This is a genomic window from Methylobacterium sp. 4-46, from assembly GCF_000019365.1.
Lineage (GTDB): Bacteria > Pseudomonadota > Alphaproteobacteria > Rhizobiales > Beijerinckiaceae > Methylobacterium.
This window is the reverse complement of record NC_010511.1, coordinates 3,132,065-3,150,285: the sequence shown is the minus strand read 5'-3', so window position 1 is coordinate 3,150,285 and position 18,221 is coordinate 3,132,065. Positions and strand designations below refer to the sequence as shown.

20 protein-coding genes, 1 tRNA gene and 4 pseudogenes are annotated in these 18,221 nt (G+C 63.6%); 15 read left to right on the top strand and 10 right to left on the bottom strand.

Annotated elements, in window-relative coordinates:
• Positions 1–47: 47 nt before the first annotated feature.
• Positions 48–413: a septal ring lytic transglycosylase RlpA family protein gene (locus M446_RS13580; protein WP_012332664.1), complete on the top strand. Its 366-nt coding sequence runs from the start codon at positions 48–50 to the stop codon at positions 411–413.
• Positions 414–553: 140 nt separating this feature from the next.
• Entirely contained in the window at positions 554–1,366 is an 813-nt protein-coding gene (locus M446_RS13575) for a hypothetical protein (protein WP_012332663.1), read from the top strand.
• A 46-nt stretch (positions 1,367–1,412) separates the two neighbouring features.
• Here M446_RS13575 and M446_RS13570 read toward each other — a convergent pair whose 3' ends face one another.
• The gene (locus M446_RS13570; protein ID WP_012332662.1) at positions 1,413–1,643 is read right to left on the bottom strand and encodes a hypothetical protein; all 231 of its coding nucleotides are present in this window, start codon (positions 1,641–1,643) and stop codon (positions 1,413–1,415) included.
• Positions 1,644–1,675: 32 nt separating this feature from the next.
• A complete protein-coding gene (locus M446_RS13565) occupies positions 1,676–1,930 on the bottom strand; it encodes a hypothetical protein (protein ID WP_012332661.1) in 255 nt (84 codons plus the stop codon).
• Between the two features lie 211 nt (positions 1,931–2,141).
• On the opposite strand from M446_RS13565, the gene M446_RS38565 reads away from it, so the two are divergent.
• Both M446_RS38565 and M446_RS13555 read left to right on the top strand, forming a co-directional pair.
• The gene (locus M446_RS38565; protein ID WP_210161180.1) at positions 2,142–2,483 is read left to right on the top strand and encodes a hypothetical protein; all 342 of its coding nucleotides are present in this window, start codon (positions 2,142–2,144) and stop codon (positions 2,481–2,483) included.
• Between the two features lie 85 nt (positions 2,484–2,568).
• Complete coding sequence (locus M446_RS13555; protein WP_012332659.1) at positions 2,569–2,841, top strand: PilZ domain-containing protein; 273 nt, start codon at positions 2,569–2,571, stop codon at positions 2,839–2,841.
• 21 nt (positions 2,842–2,862) lie between these two features.
• Here the strand turns inward: M446_RS13555 and M446_RS13550 are convergent, their stop codons facing one another.
• Entirely contained in the window at positions 2,863–3,141 is a 279-nt protein-coding gene (locus M446_RS13550; protein WP_012332658.1) for a hypothetical protein, read from the bottom strand.
• A 215-nt stretch (positions 3,142–3,356) separates the two neighbouring features.
• Here M446_RS13550 and M446_RS13545 point away from each other — a divergent pair, with 215 nt between their 5' ends.
• A complete protein-coding gene (locus tag M446_RS13545; protein WP_012332657.1) occupies positions 3,357–3,536 on the top strand; it encodes a hypothetical protein in 180 nt (59 codons plus the stop codon).
• 779 nt (positions 3,537–4,315) lie between these two features.
• Here the strand turns inward: M446_RS13545 and M446_RS13540 are convergent.
• On the bottom strand, positions 4,316–4,678 hold the full coding sequence (locus tag M446_RS13540; protein ID WP_012332656.1) for a response regulator transcription factor: 363 nt from the start codon (positions 4,676–4,678) through the stop codon (positions 4,316–4,318).
• A gap of 597 nt (positions 4,679–5,275) precedes the next feature.
• Here M446_RS13540 and M446_RS13530 point away from each other — a divergent pair.
• A complete protein-coding gene (locus M446_RS13530) occupies positions 5,276–6,322 on the top strand; it encodes a sensor domain-containing diguanylate cyclase (protein WP_012332655.1) in 1,047 nt (348 codons plus the stop codon).
• Positions 6,323–6,410: 88 nt separating this feature from the next.
• Here M446_RS13530 and M446_RS13525 read toward each other — a convergent pair whose 3' ends face one another.
• Positions 6,411–6,662 carry a hypothetical protein gene (locus M446_RS13525; protein ID WP_012332654.1) on the bottom strand — a complete coding sequence of 84 codons (252 nt, stop codon included), beginning with the start codon at positions 6,660–6,662 and terminating at the stop codon, positions 6,411–6,413.
• Between the two features lie 608 nt (positions 6,663–7,270).
• Here M446_RS13525 and M446_RS13520 point away from each other — a divergent pair.
• Positions 7,271–9,520, top strand: coding sequence for a cation:proton antiporter (locus tag M446_RS13520; protein ID WP_012332653.1), 2,250 nt, complete (start codon positions 7,271–7,273; stop codon positions 9,518–9,520).
• Between the two features lie 13 nt (positions 9,521–9,533).
• Complete coding sequence (locus M446_RS13515) at positions 9,534–10,526, top strand: mechanosensitive ion channel family protein (protein ID WP_012332652.1); 993 nt, start codon at positions 9,534–9,536, stop codon at positions 10,524–10,526.
• Here M446_RS13515 and M446_RS35250 read toward each other — a convergent pair.
• Positions 10,457–11,272: a hypothetical protein gene (locus tag M446_RS35250; RefSeq protein WP_265576648.1), complete on the bottom strand. Its 816-nt coding sequence runs from the start codon at positions 11,270–11,272 to the stop codon at positions 10,457–10,459. The two genes, M446_RS13515 and M446_RS35250, sit on opposite strands and share 70 nt — an antisense overlap.
• Between M446_RS35250 and M446_RS38905 the strand changes: the two genes are divergently transcribed.
• On the top strand, positions 11,180–11,368 hold the full coding sequence (locus tag M446_RS38905; protein ID WP_018260679.1) for a hypothetical protein: 189 nt from the start codon (positions 11,180–11,182) through the stop codon (positions 11,366–11,368). The genes M446_RS35250 and M446_RS38905 overlap by 93 nt on opposite strands.
• 372 nt (positions 11,369–11,740) lie before the next feature.
• Entirely contained in the window at positions 11,741–12,109 is a 369-nt protein-coding gene (locus tag M446_RS13505) for a PRC-barrel domain-containing protein (RefSeq protein WP_012332651.1), read from the top strand.
• A 413-nt stretch (positions 12,110–12,522) separates the two neighbouring features.
• On the opposite strand, the gene M446_RS13500 is transcribed toward M446_RS13505, so the two are convergent.
• Positions 12,523–12,599: transfer RNA gene (locus tag M446_RS13500), tRNA-Arg, on the bottom strand.
• A 198-nt stretch (positions 12,600–12,797) separates the two neighbouring features.
• Between M446_RS13500 and M446_RS35245 the strand changes: the two are divergent.
• Positions 12,798–13,301: pseudogene (locus tag M446_RS35245) on the top strand (site-specific integrase).
• Between the two features lie 86 nt (positions 13,302–13,387).
• Positions 13,388–13,672 carry a hypothetical protein gene (locus M446_RS13495; RefSeq protein WP_265576610.1) on the top strand — a complete coding sequence of 95 codons (285 nt, stop codon included), beginning with the start codon at positions 13,388–13,390 and terminating at the stop codon, positions 13,670–13,672.
• A 77-nt stretch (positions 13,673–13,749) separates the two neighbouring features.
• Here M446_RS13495 and M446_RS13490 read toward each other — a convergent pair.
• Both M446_RS13490 and M446_RS35240 read right to left on the bottom strand, forming a co-directional pair.
• Positions 13,750–14,178, bottom strand: a pseudogene (locus M446_RS13490) (IS5 family transposase); the annotation flags it as partial.
• A 199-nt stretch (positions 14,179–14,377) separates the two neighbouring features.
• The gene (locus M446_RS35240; RefSeq protein WP_012332649.1) at positions 14,378–15,358 is read right to left on the bottom strand and encodes an ABC transporter substrate-binding protein; all 981 of its coding nucleotides are present in this window, start codon (positions 15,356–15,358) and stop codon (positions 14,378–14,380) included.
• 178 nt (positions 15,359–15,536) lie between these two features.
• On the opposite strand from M446_RS35240, the pseudogene M446_RS13485 reads away from it, so the two are divergent.
• A pseudogene (locus tag M446_RS13485) lies at positions 15,537–15,947 on the top strand (adenylate/guanylate cyclase domain-containing protein); the annotation flags it as partial.
• 319 nt (positions 15,948–16,266) lie between these two features.
• Positions 16,267–17,322: a calcium-binding protein gene (locus M446_RS35235; protein WP_012332647.1), complete on the top strand. Its 1,056-nt coding sequence runs from the start codon at positions 16,267–16,269 to the stop codon at positions 17,320–17,322.
• Positions 17,323–17,500: 178 nt separating this feature from the next.
• On the opposite strand, the pseudogene M446_RS13480 reads toward M446_RS35235, so the two are convergent.
• Positions 17,501–17,833, bottom strand: a pseudogene (locus M446_RS13480) (integrase core domain-containing protein); the annotation flags it as partial.
• A gap of 37 nt (positions 17,834–17,870) precedes the next feature.
• On the opposite strand from M446_RS13480, the gene M446_RS13475 reads away from it, so the two are divergent.
• Positions 17,871–18,179 (top strand): hypothetical protein, encoded by a 309-nt coding sequence (locus tag M446_RS13475; protein ID WP_012332646.1) that lies wholly within the window; start codon positions 17,871–17,873, stop codon positions 18,177–18,179.
• The last annotated feature ends 42 nt before the right edge of the window (positions 18,180–18,221 follow it).

The window sequence follows — 18,221 nt, the reverse complement described above, 5'->3', positions numbered from 1 at the left end:
CTTGGAGGTAGGTTGCGCCCTGTCAATAACAACAACGGGATTGCGTGATGTCCTGCAAGGCTCTTCTGGCCGCCTGCGCCCTCGCGACCGCCCTCACGGGCTCCTCCGGCGTCGAGGCCAAGGGCGGTCCGCGGGCCCAGGCGGGCGTCGCCTCCTGGTACGGCCCCGGCTTCCACGGCCGGCGCACCGCCAACGGTGAGCGCTTCGACACCCACGCGCTCACGGCGGCCCACCGCTTCCTGCCCTTCGGCTCGCGCGTGCGCGTGACCAACAACAGCAACGGTCGCTCGGTGGTGGTGCGCATCAACGACCGCGGTCCCTACGTGGGCGGGCGCGTCATCGACCTCTCGAACGCGGCCGCGCGGGCGATCGGTGTTTCGGGTGTTGCCAAGGTGAGGATCGCACGCCTATGACAACGGCCCGCGAAGCTTCCGTCTAGCCTAGCTCGATAAGCTCCGGCCGGAAGCAAACCGGGACACCAGGTTCTCGGAACGGGATCGGCCAACCTCCGTTTGGGCCGCACCGGCCCGCAATCCGCGCGAGCTGCGCGCAGATGCCGATGCTGTTCCAGGCCCTGTCACTTCGCAGCGCGCTCGTCGCACTCACCTCCGGGTGCCTCATGCTCGCCACGGCCGGCCACGTCCGGGCCGGCGAGGAGGAAGGGCTCGGCCTGCTGTTCCACAACCTCATCGGGGCCCGGCCAGCGCCGCAGCCTGGGCCCACCCTGCAGCCCTCCGGATCCGGAGCGGAGTCCTACCCCGCCCACCAACGGCGGGCGTGGCGGCAGTCCGGCCGCCGCGCGTGGCTCAGAGAGCCGCGCGCGCAGATCCAGCCGAAGCCGAAGGCGCGCTACGCCGCCCTGCCCAGGCCCGAGAAGCTGCGGCAGACGGTGGGGAGGCCCGCGCCCAGGCCGAAGCTGGCCGACAACGCCGCCCTGCTGCTGCCCAGGGGCCGGGATCCCGGGGCCGCCCTGCTGAGGGATGCCACGCTGCGGCGCGGCGACGTCGTGATCACCGCCCAGGGACCAGGGGTGTTCACCGGCAAGGAGGGCGACCAGCACCGGGCCGGCGATTTTGAGGACGCCGAGCGCTCCTCCAGCCTGGATCGCAGGACCCGCAAGCTGCTGGCCGCCATGGTCGCGCCCGCGGGCGCGCGCTGCCGGCCGACGAGGCGCGCCGCTCCTTGGCCAAGCCACGCAGGGTACCGGCTGGTGAGCCGCAGGCGGCCCAGGTCCAGGCGCGAGTGGCCGAGCCCGCGGTGCGGGTGGTCTTACCCGGGAGCCGCGCTGAACACCGCTGCCCGCGCGCGAGACGGGCGGAGGATGGTCCGGGCTTGGAGCACCTATTCGAGCCGCCTTCACTCCTGAAATTTCGACCACTGAGCGGGGGCGAAGGAGGTCGTGTAAGGGGCTCTCAGACGGCGGCTGCGAGCAGGGGGGGCACCCTGCGGCCCGACTTGAAGCGGGCCAGCTTCACGGAGCGGACTGGCGGACTGGCATTGGCCGCGCCTTCAGCGGGCGCGCTCGCCACGCCGAACCGGCCAGCCAGGGTCGGAGCGGGGGATGGAGCGACCCCGCCCAACACGTCGCGCAGCAGCGCGAGACCGGCCGCGTCGTCCAGCGCCTCGGGCGAGAAGTCGGGCACGGGGGCCTCCCTGATCCGTGATCCCGAGCGGATCAGTCGCACTCCTGCGTGCGGCGGGTCCGGGACTTGCCGGAGCGGCCGATCACCTGCTCCTCGACGTAGTAGCAATTGTCGGCCAGCGCGTCGGAGAGGACCGTCCTGGACGTGGCGGAGACCTGCGCCAGCTGCCCGAGGTCGGCCCCGGCGGGGGTGCCCGCCCTGGCCTGCAGGGCCGTGTAGCCGACCAGGGTCGTGGCCAGGGCGGCGACGGCGAGGGCGCGCGCGAGGATCGAGCGGGAAGGGATCATGACCGTGGAACTCTGATCGCGTGGGCGGACAGGAAGCCCCGCCTTGGTACTCTGTCGTTTAGACACAAAAACTTTGTGCGCAAGTCACGTATCATGGCCTAGGCCGCGCGGCGCCTGAGCGGAGCCGGCATCCGCATTGCCGAAATAGGAGATGGCGAAGCCATCAACCGGATGTCGTATGACACCACCTACTCAGAGGATGGGCCGGGACGTGGGCATCACGGGCCGCTTCAACTTCCGCTCGACGTTGACCGGTAGAGTCATCCTGCAGGTCGAGGCGAAGCGGAAGGCCTGGTGGCCGCGCAGTCGATTCAGCTTGGCCAAGTACGTCTGGCGCGACAGGATGAGCCCGGGGGCGGAGGCGTCGCCTGTGAGGTCCACAGCCTGCGGGGCAGTTGCGGCGACCCTGGTGTGGGCGAACACGATCGCTCAGCTCGCGACACTGCAGGCGCCCGCGATCATCAGGAACACCGAAACCTCTCCCGTTGGCGGCGGAGACGGCCGCTCGGCTCCGCATCGTGCGATAGTGAGTACACTGAACATAGACCTGTGAACGTCAAGCTTGAGCACCTTGAGCGCGGCCGCCGTCGAGGGTCGTTTTGATAGTACCTTAAGGGATTGCCGCCACACCGGTTGGCATGTTCGAGCGACGCACGTCCCCCCGCGCCCGCACCCGGCTGCCCGGTGCTGTCTGCCTCCTCGAAGGCACCCTGGCCTGCGTGATCACCGGCCTCTCCCGCACGGGTGCCACGCTCGAGCTTCCTCGCCACACGGAGGTCGCGCGGCGCTTCGAATTGAGGATCGGCCAGGAACCCAGGTCCCGTCCCGTCAGAAAGATCTGGCAGGACGGGACCCACGTCGGGGTTTCGTTCGTGGAGAAGCGGGACGCTCCCGAGGTCCTGAACGATTAGCCGGCCAGCGCACCGATCCTGTCACGGGCTGCTCGGGCGAAATTGGACGCCGACCCAGTCTCCGCGCCGCCAGCGCTCCTCGACCGGGAGCTCCCCATCTTCCTCAATCAGCAGCAGCTTGAAGGCGAGGGGCAGCGCGACCTCCGCCGCGAGGCCGAGCTTGGCCCCCGTTGTCGTTCTGTCCCGGACGAGGCACTTGACCGGCTCAACGCCGGGCAGCAGCACCCGGCCTTGCGGGAACCTCGGCGCGCGCTCGGCCGCCCTCCTATCCTCGTTTCGGGAGGTCACCGTCCCGGCCATAGATTTAGACGTCCTGCGAGGTTGATTGCACCTCAAGCAGGAGAGGGACGGGACCAGTAACGAGTTGTTACTCTGTGTGATGACACCATGAGCGCAGGACCGACCAAGTACCAGAACGCGAACTAGAGGGCGACGAACGTATCTGTGCCGGATGGGATCAAGACTGCGGGCGGGGGCGATCCGTCCCTCGTCAGGGAGGCAGGTCGAGGTGCGCGATGACGAAGCTTGAGAAGCTGCTGCAGGATCTCGGTTCGCTGCCGTGCAAAGTGCCGGACGCGCTCGGCTACCCGCTATGTACCGGCTACAGCGACCTGATGTTCGCGGGCGTCGCGATCGTGTTGGCGATCGTGGCGGCTGGGTTCCTGCTCCTGACGAAGCTGGCCTCCAGCTTCTGATCTCGCCCCCACGTCGCGGCCGGCTGCCTCGATCCAAGCTCAAGGAGCGGCTGCCGTGGACGCGGGGGCGGGCGCCGAAATACGGATGTTGAGAGCACAGCCATGTGCATGGGCCTCGATCCAAATTTGATGAGGAACTCGGATTCGTTATCTTCGAAGGTAGTGCTGAAGTTCGGTGCCGCCGCTTCGGCGGCTCCGGTCAAAATTTGCTGATCAATTCGGTATATTTACGTTTTGCAAACTAGTAGAATTTTAAACTGAGATAGTCAGTATCAGTCGGCTTCAGGTTGAGAGCATAGAGATGCGCCAGCACGGATCGATCCCTCGAGCACGGCTCGAAAGAGCTGTCTCGGGAAGGCACGCAGAAAATGACGCGGTGATGAAGCAGAACACCTTTGGCGCGAGCAAAGCGACAAAAAATCCATCTGCTTTCCAGTATGTGCCGAAATACATCAAGATTGGAGTCATTTTGATAATTTTATCATCAATATACGCGGGATTCAATTTTATAATACCACACATGCAATGTGCTTCTTATAAGTCTAGCGGAGATTTGTATTATGGCATGACAATGGAAGCATGCAGAGCGAGGGTGAGAGTCAGCAACACGCAATATATTCAATCGAATATTGAGAATTTCGCGCATAGACTCGGCATACAATAGAATAGTCCAGAAGACTCCCACCACTTTGGGTGAGGACGAGCTTGACACCACGTGCGATCCGCACGTCGCCGTGTCCGCAGGGTTTCTGGGCGGGCAGGCTCCGGGAATGGCCCTCTCAGGCAGAGCCCACCTCGCGCGTGCGCGCCAGAACCGCGAGCAGCGCTTCCGACGAGAGCCCCTTCTCGAGCAGGGGGACCCCGGCCTCCCGCGCCCGCTCGCGGATGCTCGGGTCCGGATGACCGGTGGTCAGGAGGATCGGCGCGTGCACGTCCAGCTCACGCAGCCGGCGCAGCACATCGAGCCCGCTCAGGCCAGGCATCATGACGTCCAGGATCACGCAGCCCGGCGCCGGGCCGGGGAAGGCCGAGAGCAACGCCGCCCCGCTGCCGAAAGCCGCGACCGCGTAGCCCTCGCTCTCGAGCAGGAACTGCAGGGAGCTCAGGACAGCAGGATCATCGTCCGCGATGAAGATGGGCATGACCGGCTCCTGATCCTGCGGTCTGGGGTCTGGGGTCTGGGGCCGGATTGGGCCATCCTCCCCGTCCGCAAGGGGCAATCTACCGGCCCAACCCTGACTCCAAATTGATGTCTCTCAAGGCTCGCTCCAGCCCGCTCAGAACGGCCCGGCGCACCAGCTCGGACAGGCGGCCGGCCTGCCTCTTCTCCATGCTCTCGGCTTGGTAAGCCGCTGCCGCCCGCGGGCGGATGGCGAGGGCCCGGCCGATCTCCTTGGCCGTGCTGCCCGCCACGAGGGGCGCACGGGGGTCTCCTGCCGGCTGTCAGCTCGCGGCCGACCTTCCGGACTACCTCGTGCGCACGCAAGCCTCAGCCGCTGGACCCCGCTCGCAGCGCATGCAGCCCTGGTCGCGGCGATGGCGTTCTCTACCCCACTTGACCTAATCCATCCCACCTCGCTCTGTAGCGCGTTGCGGACTAGTCCAATTCAGCTCTCGACGAGCCGTCAAGAGCAACTTTGATTTAAGAGCTGACGGGCATTTCTCAGCAGGGATCATGTACCGCAACCTCATCGGGTTCGGCCCGCTCGACAGCGATCGCTGAACGGAAGCATCGCCCCATGCCGACATCCGCCCAACGCGTGTCCACCCGCGCGTCCACCCCACAGCAGGATGGGCTCTGGTCCTACCTTCAGGCCCTCGTGGCCACGACACTCGACACCATTCGCGAGCACGGCCTCCACCCGAGCCCTGCCGGGTTCGAACTGCTGTTCCGCCATCACAGCCGCGCGCTCCCGGACGCGGATCTCGGGCCGCTCTTGGCGCGTGTTCGATCCCTGGCACAGCACGGGAGCTCCCCGCCTCTGCCGGAGATCGATCTCGACGCGGTGCATGACGGGGCCGAGGTCCTGGAGAGCGAGGCGGGCCGGCTCGCCGCGGCCCTGTCCGGCAGCGCGCAGGCCCTGGCCACCTACGGCTCGGTCCTGAGTGCCTGCAACGATCGCCTCGGCGCCGCTCCCTCGGCCGCGATGCTGATGCAGTCCGTGGCCCTGCTCACCCGCGAGACCGCCCGCGTCAGCGCCCGCAACGCCGAGCTGGAAGGCGAGCTGCGTCAGGCAGGCGAGCGGATCGGCAAGCTGCAGCGCAACCTCGCCAGCGTGCGCCAGGAGGCGAGCGTCGACGCCCTGACCGGGATCGCCAACCGGCGCGCCTTCACCGCGCGCCTGCGTCGCCAGCTTGCCCAGGCCAAGGCGGAGGGCGCCGGCCCGTTCTGCCTCGTCCTGTTGGACGTGGACCACTTCAAGCTGTTCAACGACGCGCACGGCCACCGCACGGGCGATCAGGTCCTGCGGCTGGTGGCGCGCCTGCTCACCGACAATGTGAAGGGGCGCGACTTCGTGGCCCGCTACGGCGGCGAGGAGTTCGCGCTGATCCTGAGCGACGTGGATGCCGAGAGCGGGCTGACGGTGGCCGAGCAGATCTGCGAGCGGCTGCGCGGCAAGCGGCTGATCAAGCGCGAGACGGGGCGGGACATCGGCGCGCTGACGCTGTCGGGCGGGCTGGCGCAAGCCCGGCCGGGCGAGGCGCAGGGCGCGCTCATCGAGCGGGCCGACGCGGCCCTGTACGCGGCCAAGGGCCAGGGCCGGGATCGCATCTGCCTCGCCTGACGACTCACGATCTGCGGGGTGGAGCGCACCCACAGACCTTCCGCCCACCCGTCAAGCGGTGCAGGCCAGGCGTGCTGACGGATTGCGGCTAGATCGTGGGTGTGCTGACCTTGGCGTATCGCTGCCGAAGCCTGATCACGCGCCGCGTGCGGTCCCAGATCTCTACGGCGCAGCCGACGTTGAGGGCGCGCGCCTTGAACAACGCTTCGACGTCATCATCTGCGTCCAAGAGCTTGACGCCGAAGATGTGATCACCGGCGTCGATCAGGTACGCTCGATAATTGAGCGCAGCAATTTTGTTCTCCTCGCGCGGTTGCGAGCAGTCACAGCGGCACGTCATTCGATGCCTCGCCTCGTTGGGCGAAAGATCCTGGCTTCCCACTGACAGGCTTCATTGTGCTCGTGGCGCTGTCAAGTCGTATTTTACGTGATCAGTATTTGCTGCTGCGCAACATGGCGCGAGCGCTGCCAAGCGCGCCGAGCGCGATCATCATGGGTACATCGTCGGCTTCTAACGCCACGACCGCCCGGGCCTTGGTCTGGCCTCTGCCGCGGCTCGGGAGCGAGGCCAGACCAAGGCTCCCCGAACGGGCCTTTGGTCATCAGGGGTCGGAGCCACAGCGAGCCGCCCACCATCAGCCACGGAGATCTGTGACGCTGGTTCCATGCGCCCGCCTGATGCGACTCGGCGGGACCGCCATGGAGGCTCACGCCGAATTCGAATTGCCGCTATGGAGCGTCGAGCGGCCGTTCCGGCGGCTCTGATCGAAAATCCGAAAGTGGCGCATCTCGGCCCTTCCGCGGCGTCGGCCGAGCCGCGCGTCTTGCCCCAGCCTTGGCCATCAGCGTGAGCTGTCGCGAAGCCGGCGGAGAACACGAGAAGCAGATTCCCTGTCCCGATCTGGCCTCTCGCACGTTGGTGCCCGCTGAGACGTGGAGCGGGTGCACATGCGGGTGGCGACGTTGGCAATCGGAGTTGTCGGCCTGCTGGCGGGATGGCCGCTGACCGTCCTCGCTGCTGATGGCGGCGCGGCTGGCCATCCCTCCGAACTCCTGTTCGTCGCTCAGATCGTCGTCCTCCTCGCGGCCGGTCGTCTCTTGGGCGAACTCATGCAGCGCATCGGTCAGCCGAGCGTCATGGGCCAGCTGATGGCCGGCATCCTTCTGGGACCGTCCGTCTTCGGAGCCCTCCTGCCCGACCTGCAGCACGGCTTGTTCCCACCCGGCCCCGAACAGAAGGCGATGCTCGGCGGTGTGGCTCAACTCGGCATCCTGCTCCTGCTCCTCATGACCGGCATGGAGACCGACCTCGCTCTCGTGCGCCGGGTCCGGCGTGCCGCGATCAGCGTCTCCGTCACCGGCGTCGCCATTCCCTTCGCGCTCGGCTTCGCCCTCGGCGAGTTCCTGCCGGCCTCCCTCCTCCCCAAGCCGGAGCTTCGCCTCGTCACCTCCCTGTTCCTCGGCACCTCGCTCTCGATCTCCTCGGTCAAGATCGTCGCCATGGTGGTGCGCGAGATGGGCTTCCTGCGCCGCAAGGTCGGGCAGGTGATCGTCGCCTCGGCCATCATCGACGACACCATCGGCTGGGTGATCATCGCCATCACCTTCAGCCTCGCCCTGCACGGGCGGGTCGAGGTCTGGAGCCTCGCCCAGAGCCTGACCGGAACGGCGCTGTTCCTGGCCCTGAGCTTCACGCTCGGACGGCGGTTCGTCTTCCTGGCAATCCGCTGGGCCAACGACACCCTGGTCAGCGAGGCGGCGGTCATCACCACCATCCTGATCATCATGGGCCTGATGGCCCTCGCCACCCACGCCATCGGCGTGCACACGGTGCTCGGCGCCTTCATGGCGGGTCTCCTGGTCGGCCAGTCGCCGATCCTCACCCGGCAGATCGACGAGCAGCTCCGCGGCTTGATCACGGCCCTGTTCGCACCGGTCTTCTTCGGGCTTGCCGGACTGAGTGCGGATCTGACCATCCTGCGCGACCCGCACCTCCTGCTCCTGACCGCCGGGCTGGTGGCGGTCGCCAGCCTGGGAAAATTCGCTGGCGCCTTCGCGGGCGGTGTTTTCGGGGGCCTGCGTCCGCCCGAGTCGCTCGCGCTGGCCTGCGGCATGAATGCGCGCGGCTCAACCGAGGTGATCGTCGCGACCATCGGGCTGTCGATCGGGGCGTTGTCCCAGAACCTGTTCACGATGATCGTGGCGATGGCGGTGATCACCACGCTGGCCATGCCGCCGATGCTGCGCTGGGCTCTTGCCCGGCTCCCACTCGACGAGGCCGAGCGCACGCGGCTCGCACGGGAAGAGTTCGAGGAGCGCGGCTTCGTGGCCAATCTCGAGCGCCTCCTCGTCGTCGCCGACCAGACCGCCAAGGGTCGCTTCGCCTCCCGGCTTGCCGGCCTGATTGCCGGCGCACGCAGCATGCCCGTCACGGTGATCCGGCTCGGAACGGCGGCGGAGGAAGCCGCACGGGAGCCAGGTCTCGAAAGGGTCGTGCGCGGCGCGGCCGAGGTCGTTCAGGCCCGGCTCGCCCGGCAGAACGAGGAGGTCGCGCCGGGGCTCGACGTGCTGGAGCAGCAGCCAGGGGCGCCGCTCGAGGAGGCTGTGACCCAGGAGGCGGCGAAGGGCTACGACCTCCTGGTGGTGGGCATCGAGCCGACCACCGGGCCGGGCGGCGGGTTCAATGCGGCCGTGTCGACCGTTGCAGGCAGCTTCGCGGGCCCTCTGGCCATCGTGGCCGCGCGCGGACCGCACGTCAGCCATCCCGAGGATGGGCCGCTCGACATCCTGGTCCCGATCAACGGAACGGACATCTCCCGCCGGGGCCTCGACGTCGCGCTGACGCTCGCACATGCCGCGAGTGCATCCGTAACGGTGCTCTATGTTCCGGATGAGGAAGGCGCGGGCAAGCGGCCCGGGCGCCCGCGACTGAGACGCTGGGCGAGCCTGCGGCGGGGAGGCGACGCTGTTCTCAAGGAGGCGGTGACCATGGCGGACCATTACGGTGTTGCCCTTCGCACCCTCGCCAAGAACGCGATCACGCCCGGTGACGCGGTGCTGCGGCAGGCTCGTCTCGGTCGGCACACTCTCGTGGTCCTGGGGGTGGCACGCCGGCCCGGCGAGGTCCTTCAACTCGGCCGCGTGGCCGACACCATCCTCGAGGCGTCGGACCGCTCCATCCTGTTCGTGGCGAACTGAGGCGGACGGCGCGATGGCCGGTTCGGGCACAGCCCTACACGTGTTCGGCGTCACCCTGATCGGCGTCACGCCCGAGAACGGACGGCGGCTGCTCCTCACTCTGGCCTTCGTCGCGGTGGTGGTGCTGCTGGGCCGAGGATTGCGTTGGGTCGCTGGTCGGGTCGGCCATCACGTCCGGGACAAGCGCACGGCCTTCTGGCTGCGCCAAGGCGTCCATGTCGCTGTAGCGGCATTCCTGCTGCTGGGCGTTCTCTCGATCTGGTTTGATGATCCGGCGCGCCTCGCCACGGCTCTCGGCTTGGTCACCGCAGGGCTCGCCTTCGCGCTCCAGCGGGTCATCACGGCGGTGGCGGGCTACGTGGTCATTCTGCAGGGCGGGACCTTCAACCTGGGGGACCGGATCGTCATGGGAGGCGTGCGCGGAGACGTGTTGGCACTCTCGTTCATGCAGACAACGATCTTGGAGATGGGCGAGCCCGCCTCGGTTACCTCGGCATCGACTGGCCCATCGTCAACATGGGTGCACTCTCGGCAGTACACCGGGCGGGTGGTTACGGTGTCGAACGCGAAGGTGTTCGACGAGCCGATCTACAACTACACGCGGGAATTCCCGTACATTTGGGAGGAGATGACGGTTCCGATCCGCTACGGCGCCGATCGGCAAAGAGCGGAGGAGATCCTGCTGGAGTCAGTGCACAAGCACGTGGACCGGGTCACCGATCTCGGTGCGGAGGATGCGGCAGAGCTGCAGCGCCGCTACGATCTCCCGAATGCTGGCGTGGAGCCGAGGATCTACCTGCGCCTGACGAACAGCTGGCTCGAAGTCACTGTGCGCTTTCTGACGCGCACGCATGGGGTGAGAGAGCTGAAGAGCGCGATGAGCCGCGAGATCCTGGATCGCTTCGAAGAAGGTGGAATCGGGATTGCGACAACGGCCTATGAACTGGTGGGTGCACCGGTGCTGAGCGTCCGCGCAGAGTCGGGTCGCGGCCCGAGCGCTCGATGAAAGGATTCCGGCTGACCGATTGTGTTCTCTAAGGGGTCAATGGGCGGCAGCTCGATCCAGAGCGTTCGACGCTTTCGGTTGCCTGCGGTCTCTCCGTGCTCGTGCGGCACTTGATGGGGTCGGCTGGGTGCGGGGCGGCTCGGTTGAAACCGCAGCCGACGCGAGGCCGCTGCTGCAAAATCGGCGCCGTCTTCTCCTCCCTCCCTCGGGCGTCGCTCCCGCTCGGGAGTCGGTCCGGCCTCCTGTCCGCGATGTCGGCCCTTACGCGGGCTCGAACGCAGTGCCCTGCCGCGGCATCGCGTGCATGACTGGCGCGAGAAGATCAGGGAGAACGGCCCGGCACGATGGTTCAGGGCGATCTCCCAGCACTCGGCCGCCTCAACCGCATCGGCGGGGCGCAGCACCAGCATGTTGGGAATGGCGCGCAGGGACGCAAGGTAATCCACGGGCCGGTGCGTGGGGCCGTTGCGGCCGATGCCGATGGAATCCTGCGTGAACACGAAGGGCACTGGCAGCCCCATCATGGCGGCGAGGCGAAGGGTCGGGCGCAGGTAGTCGGAGCACACGAGGGAGGTGACGCCCACCGGCACGACGCCGCCGCGGGCCGCCATGCCGTTCATCATCGCGCCCATGGCGTGCTCGCGGATGCCGTAATGGACGTCGCGCCCGCCGTGGTCGGAGGCCGTGAAGACCCTGAGGCTGCGCTTGTGCTGCGTCGCGCCCTCAAGGTCGGGCGCACCCGGGATCAGTTCGGGGATCGCCTCGGAGAGAAGGTCGACGATCTCGCCCGACAGCTTGAAGCCGTGCTGCGCCTCAGGCGAGCCATGCGGGAAATTGAGTGACGCGCGCAGCGTGAAGGCGGCGTATCGCTCGGGTCCAATTCAGGATGGGGCCGAACTGCACCATGGCTGTCCTCCATGCCCCGGCACTAGAGGTTGAGCGGGAGAGCCCTGGCGCTCAACGGGTTGGGTGCTGCCGCATGGCCGGCACGCGGTCAAAGGCTCTGTCGAGATCCTCAAACGACGCCGCTTCCGCTCGCCGGACTCGGATCAGACGCGCTCCTGTTAAGTCACGGCTGGCTGTCAGCCTGCGCGCCATCCATCGAGCCGCATCAGCTTGGCCGCAGCAGGCACTTAGGGTGCGCGAGTTGACCTGGAAGCTGTTCGTCTCCTCGGTTAGAATCGCGCCCCCGAGTTCTCGAAGGGAGGGTTCGCATGGCAGAGACGGACGCTTCATCGGCTCTCAGCCACCCACTCATTGAGAGTGACCGCATTGAGGGAACCCCTGTTCACGCTGCCAGCGGGAAGCGGATCGGAACGATCAAACGTCTCGTGATCGAGAAGATCAGCGGCCATGTCGCTTATGCCGTCACCACATTCGGTGGCTTCCTGGGCGTGGGTTCCGAGACCCATACGATCCCGTGGGAACAGCTGCATTACGACACGGCGCTCGGCGGCTACAAAACGAACATCACGGAGGAGCAGCTGCGCAACGCACCCGAGTTCGCTCGTGGTGACGAGGCTCTCCTGTCGGGGCACCAGAGGGAGCAACTCGCCGAGTTCTACATAAGGTATCCCTTGTAAGTTCGTGTAAGATCGCCTTGCGCTTGATCCTCGTGTGACGCGAGCGTCTCCGCCCGAGGTGGCTCCGACCTGGGCGGCCACGTGGCTGATCGGTCGCCATACACCCGCGCGGAGAGCTCCTCGCAGGCACTTTCGGTATCATGAACGTCAGGCGCCGCTGGGCGGGGCCTGAGCCAGATCAACCCGACTCCGCGCCGTGCGCTCAGCCTTCACCGCTGGTGCGCTCTCCTCGGCGGTTGGGGTCAAGGCGTGCCCCAAAAGGGCCGGTGTCCGGCTCGACCGCGTCGAGCGGTGGCGTCAGGCGGCCTGACACCCGCGATTCGTGACGACTGATTCCACCGCCATTCACGAGCCCTTATTGGACAGCGATTGGACAGGAGAGGATCGCGGGAGAACTCAGTTCTTGAAAAGGTTGGCGCACCCGACACGATTCGAACGTGTGACCTTTGCCTTCGGAGGGCAACGCTCTATCCAGCTGAGCTACGGGTGCTGACCGCCGTGTCGAGAAAAAACCTCAGTCCGCCAATCTGTTACGCCAAAAATCTACCCAACCACGTCATTGGATGCAACCACTTTCAATCGGTCGCTCATCGGTCGCGGTGTGACAGCAGTGTGACAGCCGGTGAGGACATAGCTACGGGCTCGAGCCGCGAACAAACCATTCTGTTGCATCACGAAAGCAGGGCTCTTGAAGGGGACGGGACGAGGATCAGAGACGCTCCCAACGCCCCAATCAGCAACCTACCTGAAGCCCCTCATCACCTTGGCTATCGAAACTGGGATGCGCCGTGGGGAACGGCCCTCCATCACCTGGGCCGACGTGAACCTCCAAACTCGAACGGTGAGGGTGCAGAGGACCAAGAACGGTTATCCACGAACAGTCCCGCTATCCCCAACCGCCATTCAGACCCTCTCGGGGATGGAACGAACCTCTGACCGCGTGTTCCCTGTGTCTCCCAGAGCGGTTGAGTAGGCATGGAGGCGAATGCGGAAGAGAGCCGGGATACCTGATCTCCGCTTTCACGATCTGAGGCACGAGGCAGTGTCACGGCTGTTCGAGGCTGGCTTGAGCGTGCCCGAGGTCGCGATGGTCAGCGGGCATCGAACGCCTGCCATGCTGTTCCGCTACACCCACCCGAAAGCCGAAGAGGTTGCAAAGAAACTCGACAAAGCGGCGGGTGGCGACCGATGACGGAACAGATACGAGGTCGTCTATTCAGACCTTACGCGGTCATCCAGTGTGAGAGAACGGTTCCAAGCCTGATCACGTTCGCCTGCATGATCGGGATCGACCGCCTGCTCAAGCTGGAACTGGATACCACACGACCCCGGCACACGTTCGTAAGGCAGGCGCTGAGCGGACTGAATCAGCGTCTTCTCTCCTTCAAATCCGACCAGATACCCTTCTTCGGCAGACCACGGGGGTTCGTCATCAACTACGCCCCCAACCGCGCCGTCAGATACGACCTTAATGGTAATGCGGTGGAGATCCTGTCCAGAGAGGTGATGGCCGGACACGGGAAGGTCAGCTTCGGGAGGATGGTTGAGGATATGAGCAGCTAACCTGCAACGCGGCGAAGCCCAGGGGTTTCAGAGAGTGTTCCCCGATTTGGACGTGAATCGGAAGCTAGGGCCTGTCGTCACTTGATCCACTCGAGAGTGGCGGCCAAACAAAGGACGCCCATGAAGCTGACGGCGGTTTTTTCGTAGCGGGTGGCGACGGCCCGCCACTTCTTGAGCCGGGCCCACAGCCGCTCGACGATGTTGCGGTTGGTGTAGATCCACTCAGGACAGGCAAGCGGTGCCTGGTTGGCCTTGGTCGTGATCGCTGGCCGTGCACCGGCAGTCCAGATCGCCTTGCGGAAGCCATGACTGGAGTAGCCGCGGTCACCCACCACCCACTTCGGCACGCCCGGAAGCTGATTGAGCAGCGGAAGGGCGTGGGGCAGTTCGTGCGCCTGACCGGGCACGATGCGGAACGCGATGGCGCGTCCTCGCCCGTCGGCGATCACGCAGGCCTTGGTGCCATAGCCGCCACGCGAGCCGCCAAGAGCTTCACGATCGTCTCGGGTTCAAGCGACAACAGGCCCTAGTCGGCACTCTGCGTTCGCTCCCATATCCCGAGTTTTCGTAGGAGCCTCAATCGAAACGTGGTGTGACCGCCAGCAAAGGTTCTAGCCAGTAGGATGACCGCGACATTTGGGGGTAAACACCGCGTTGGAGACGTAGCATTCCGGTCTCAAAACTGGTTGGATAGAGGATCCGACATCACTCGATGATTATATCTGCCTTGACTAGTATTGACTGTGGTACTTGGAGGCCGACCATTTCTGCAGTTCTCATGTTTACAGCAACCTCGTAGCGGGTGGGCTGTTGAACAGGTAGGTCGGCGGGTTTAACCCTTTGTATATGTTTCTTAATGTAATCTGCGCCTTGTTTCGACATGCCGGGCAGATCGGGTCCCACACTCACGAGGGCACCAGCTGCAACAGTCTCCTTGAAGCCTCCACTTGTTGGTATTTTGTGTTCGATGGCTAAATCGGCGATCTTTTTTCCATGCGCGAACGTGAGCGAACCGGATACGACAACCATCGCCTCCGACCCGGCTGCTTCTACCTTTTCGAAAATGCCTTCCAGCTGTTCTGGCCCATCAAAATCAAATCCAGCCAATGAAACAGCATATTGATGTGCCAAGCGGTCGAGAGCAACCATTGCCGGAACGACGTTGGGATCATTTTTCGCACGAAGCACGGCTACGCGGGATAAACCCGGCTTCAATTCTTTTAGGAACTCAAGCCGTTTCCCATACGTCTCCATCGCTGCTTCAAACATTACTCCGGTCATGTTGGCTCCTGGGTGCGATAAAGTTTCTACCAGTCCTATTGCTACAGGATCACCAACCGAGAGAAAAACGATCGGAAGTGATGATGGTGCAATTTTCTTAGCAGCTACGGCAACCACAGTTCCCGACGTAACAAGTATGTCTATTTCCGAGATCAGTGTTCTTATGGTCTCCGCAACCAGAATAGGTCGCAACTCGACTCGTGGTATCATTTTGACATCAGACTCTAGCAATCCAATATCATCAAGAGACGTGCGCATCGCCTGCGTCAAACGGCGTAACGACTCGTTACTGCCGGCAACTACATGTCCGATCCGCCACTGTCTTGCGCCCTGACCAAGGGCGTGTGACCAACTAACGGCAGCGCCAAATCCCGAATAGATAAACCAGCGTCTACTTACTCGCATCCGTCCCACCGGTCGTTGGTGTCAAGTTCGAAAGCACAACATCATGCATCGTTTGTGAAAGCCGCGAAAACCCTGAGGGCCAGCGAGTTGAAGCGTGACAAGTGGCAACGCGATGCAAGGGATGCTCTTTGATGCGAGGGCGTCCCGCCCTACGGTGTTGGCCGGAGGAATCCCTGGCATGGTGCAGACAGTTGCAGACAGGCGATTGGTCACGATCCTGGTGGCCGAGGTCGTGGGCTACTCGCGCCTCATCGGACTGGACGAGAGTGGGACACTGCGACGCTTGAAGACACTCCGGCGTGAGGTCATCGAACCGGCTGTGGTCTCCGCCAAGGGCCGTATCATCAAGACGGTCGGGGACGGCTTCATTGCCGAATTCGGGAGTGCCGTTCGAGCAGTCTCCTGTGCGGTGGCGATCCAGCAAGGCGTCTCTCGTCAGCAGGCCGGGGTAGCTGATGACCGTGCCCTCCGCCTTCGCATCAGGATCAACCTCGGAGATGTCGTCGTGGAACCCGACGGGCACCTATACGGGGACGGCATCAACATAGCGGCGAGGCTGGAGCCCTTGGCCGAAACCGGAGGCATTTGTGGCAGCCTTAAGTACCGCTGGATTTCAGAGTGTCTGATATAGGGAAAATACAATCAGAGTTTGCGACAGGCCTGGTCACCTCTCCGCCAGGAGGAACCACATACTGCTGTTTTCCGTCAGGTCTACACGCAGCGACTCGAAATACATTCTGCTATACATTCCAATCAAAAGACCATGAAGCAAGCTTTAGCGTTTGAGGCAGCACTTCGCATTAGTGCAAATGAAGTATGTATTTCTACCCTGAACGAGGTAAGCAATGATCTGCCTTGCTCTCTTTCAGTAGGGCCAAGCTCGACACTATTGTGACGCGGGAGGCACCATGTCCACGATCTACGTTACAGGAACCCAAGGTAACGACACTGTAGACAGCTATATTGGTGAGTGGTCTCCTCTGCATATCGAGACTTATGCAGGTGATGACGCTATCTATGGCGGAGGCGGTAACGATACTTTGTTGGGCGGGGAAGGCAAAGACACCATTCTCGGCGGGTTTGGAAATGACTCTGTCGATGGCGGAGACGGCGACGATACAATCACCGACGGTGGATCGTCCCTGATTCACACCGGGTATGATATAGTCTTCGGTGGATCAGGTAACGACTCAATTTGGTACAAAAACGATTTAGACGCCTCTACGTTCTACGGAGGTTCTGGAAACGATGGTATCACGGGTGGATCAGGCAATGACACCATCTATGGAGATGATGGCGTCTATCAGGAAGCTGCCGACGGTACGACTTACAATGACTACATTCGCGGCGGCATAGGAAATGATCTGATCTACGGCGGAATCGGTAATGATACCATCCGCGGCAGCAACGGAGAAGGGTCTGATGTTGTTTACGGCGGCGCAGGGGACGATCTTATAGAATACACATACGACAATTCGAGCGTGACTATATCTGGAGACGACGGTAATGATACTATAAGAGGCGGGACGGCTAGCGATGTTATCAACGGCGGTGCCGGCAATGATGGTATAGCTGGGCTTGGCGGCAATGATATACTCACAGGTGGAAGCGGATCCGATGGTTTTGGGCTCCGTCGTGGCGATGGTGTTGATAAAATAACAGATTTCTCCTCGGCGCACGATGGGGACGTGATTGGCATATACGCCTCTGACTTTAATCTTGTTGTTGGTGCAGGGCTCAACAGTGACAGGACTCTGAACTCTGACTATTTCGAGTTGAGCTCAGCCGCAACGAAGACACACGGTGAGTTTCTCTTCTATGCCAGTCCAAATAATACGTTCACCTTAGCTTGGGATGCTGATGGAAGAAGAGGCGGGGCTGCGCAGACGCTTGCCACCTTTGACAATGCAGAAGGTCTAAGTGCGAGCGAATTTCTGCACGCATCTGACTTCTACGTATCTTGAAGGCCCTACCAATCCGGGGCGGGGCCGCTGAGCCCCGCCTCAAGCGCCATCAATAAACATCACGTCAAGCTCGTATTCGATGCTCTCACCTGTTTTGACGTTCCTCTGTCTCAGCTCTATGTTTTCGAGGGCGACTCTACTGACCTGAACGGTACTTTGGACCGGGCCGATTGAGAGGCTACTGCATGGCCGCAGCCCTGGGTAGGCGGAAGGCTAGATCCGGGAAGGAGACCGGCGCAGGCGGCCGATAGCCCAAGGATGAGTGTGGGCGGAGGCGGTTGTAGGTGTTCTGCCAGCGGCCGATCACGCCCAAGCTGTTGATGCGCCGAGCGACCTTGAGAGTTAGGCAGGCCCGGCTGTGCTCGTCGATCAGCGTCAGGACACGCAGGCTGCGCCCGTCGTGGGTCTGCGCTTGCACGAAGTCGAAGATCCAGACGTGGTTGCGGCAAGGCGCATCCCTCGCGCTACCCAGTCCTAACCACGTAACCGAACGCACCGAAGAAGCCTCGGGGCGTGTGGCATCCTGCGCTTTGGTGGAGGAGCATTCCGTGATCGTTCTCGTCGCAGCAGCCATGGTCGGGGCTATCGTCACTGCGAGCGTCGTCCAGCCCTACGGCGCGGTGTATGCGGTTCTCGCGGCACCGTTCGGAGGAAGCACGGCTGCACTGTTCGCCGCCGTCATGCTTGTCCACCGGAATAGTGAAGATTGGCAGCGTGACATCGATCTGGACACTCAGACCGACGAGATGGTGGCGATGCTGAGAGATGTTGCTGCTCCGGGCAGAGAAGTGGCGTCAGCGACCGAAGAGGTCCAAACAGTCAGCGACGGGACACATCGTGATCGAAGCGTTGCCTGAAACCCTTGCCACTGATGCCCGAGGCGGAATCAGTCACGCCGC

Excerpts from the sequence above, each read along its gene's own strand:
- M446_RS13565 (WP_012332661.1), bottom strand. The coding sequence starts at position 1,930 with ATGATCCCTTCCCGCTCGATCCTCGCGCGCGCCCTCGCCGTCGCCGCC.
- M446_RS13495 (WP_265576610.1), top strand. The coding sequence starts at position 13,388 with ATGATCGGGATCGACCGCCTGCTCAAGCTGGAACTGGATACCACACGA.
- M446_RS38905 (WP_018260679.1), top strand. The coding sequence starts at position 11,180 with ATGGACGTCGCGCCCGCCGTGGTCGGAGGCCGTGAAGACCCTGAGGCT.
- M446_RS13525 (WP_012332654.1), bottom strand. The coding sequence starts at position 6,662 with ATGACGTGCCGCTGTGACTGCTCGCAACCGCGCGAGGAGAACAAAATT.
- M446_RS13575 (WP_012332663.1), top strand. The coding sequence starts at position 554 with ATGCCGATGCTGTTCCAGGCCCTGTCACTTCGCAGCGCGCTCGTCGCA.
- M446_RS13530 (WP_012332655.1), top strand. The coding sequence starts at position 5,276 with ATGCCGACATCCGCCCAACGCGTGTCCACCCGCGCGTCCACCCCACAG.
- M446_RS13505 (WP_012332651.1), top strand. The coding sequence starts at position 11,741 with ATGGCAGAGACGGACGCTTCATCGGCTCTCAGCCACCCACTCATTGAG.
- M446_RS35240 (WP_012332649.1), bottom strand. The coding sequence starts at position 15,358 with ATGCGAGTAAGTAGACGCTGGTTTATCTATTCGGGATTTGGCGCTGCC.
- M446_RS35235 (WP_012332647.1), top strand. The coding sequence starts at position 16,267 with ATGTCCACGATCTACGTTACAGGAACCCAAGGTAACGACACTGTAGAC.
- M446_RS13520 (WP_012332653.1), top strand. The coding sequence starts at position 7,271 with ATGCGGGTGGCGACGTTGGCAATCGGAGTTGTCGGCCTGCTGGCGGGA.
- M446_RS13555 (WP_012332659.1), top strand. The coding sequence starts at position 2,569 with ATGTTCGAGCGACGCACGTCCCCCCGCGCCCGCACCCGGCTGCCCGGT.
- M446_RS13540 (WP_012332656.1), bottom strand. The coding sequence starts at position 4,678 with ATGCCCATCTTCATCGCGGACGATGATCCTGCTGTCCTGAGCTCCCTG.
- M446_RS13515 (WP_012332652.1), top strand. The coding sequence starts at position 9,534 with ATGGCCGGTTCGGGCACAGCCCTACACGTGTTCGGCGTCACCCTGATC.
- M446_RS13550 (WP_012332658.1), bottom strand. The coding sequence starts at position 3,141 with ATGGCCGGGACGGTGACCTCCCGAAACGAGGATAGGAGGGCGGCCGAG.
- M446_RS13580 (WP_012332664.1), top strand. The coding sequence starts at position 48 with ATGTCCTGCAAGGCTCTTCTGGCCGCCTGCGCCCTCGCGACCGCCCTC.
- M446_RS13545 (WP_012332657.1), top strand. The coding sequence starts at position 3,357 with ATGACGAAGCTTGAGAAGCTGCTGCAGGATCTCGGTTCGCTGCCGTGC.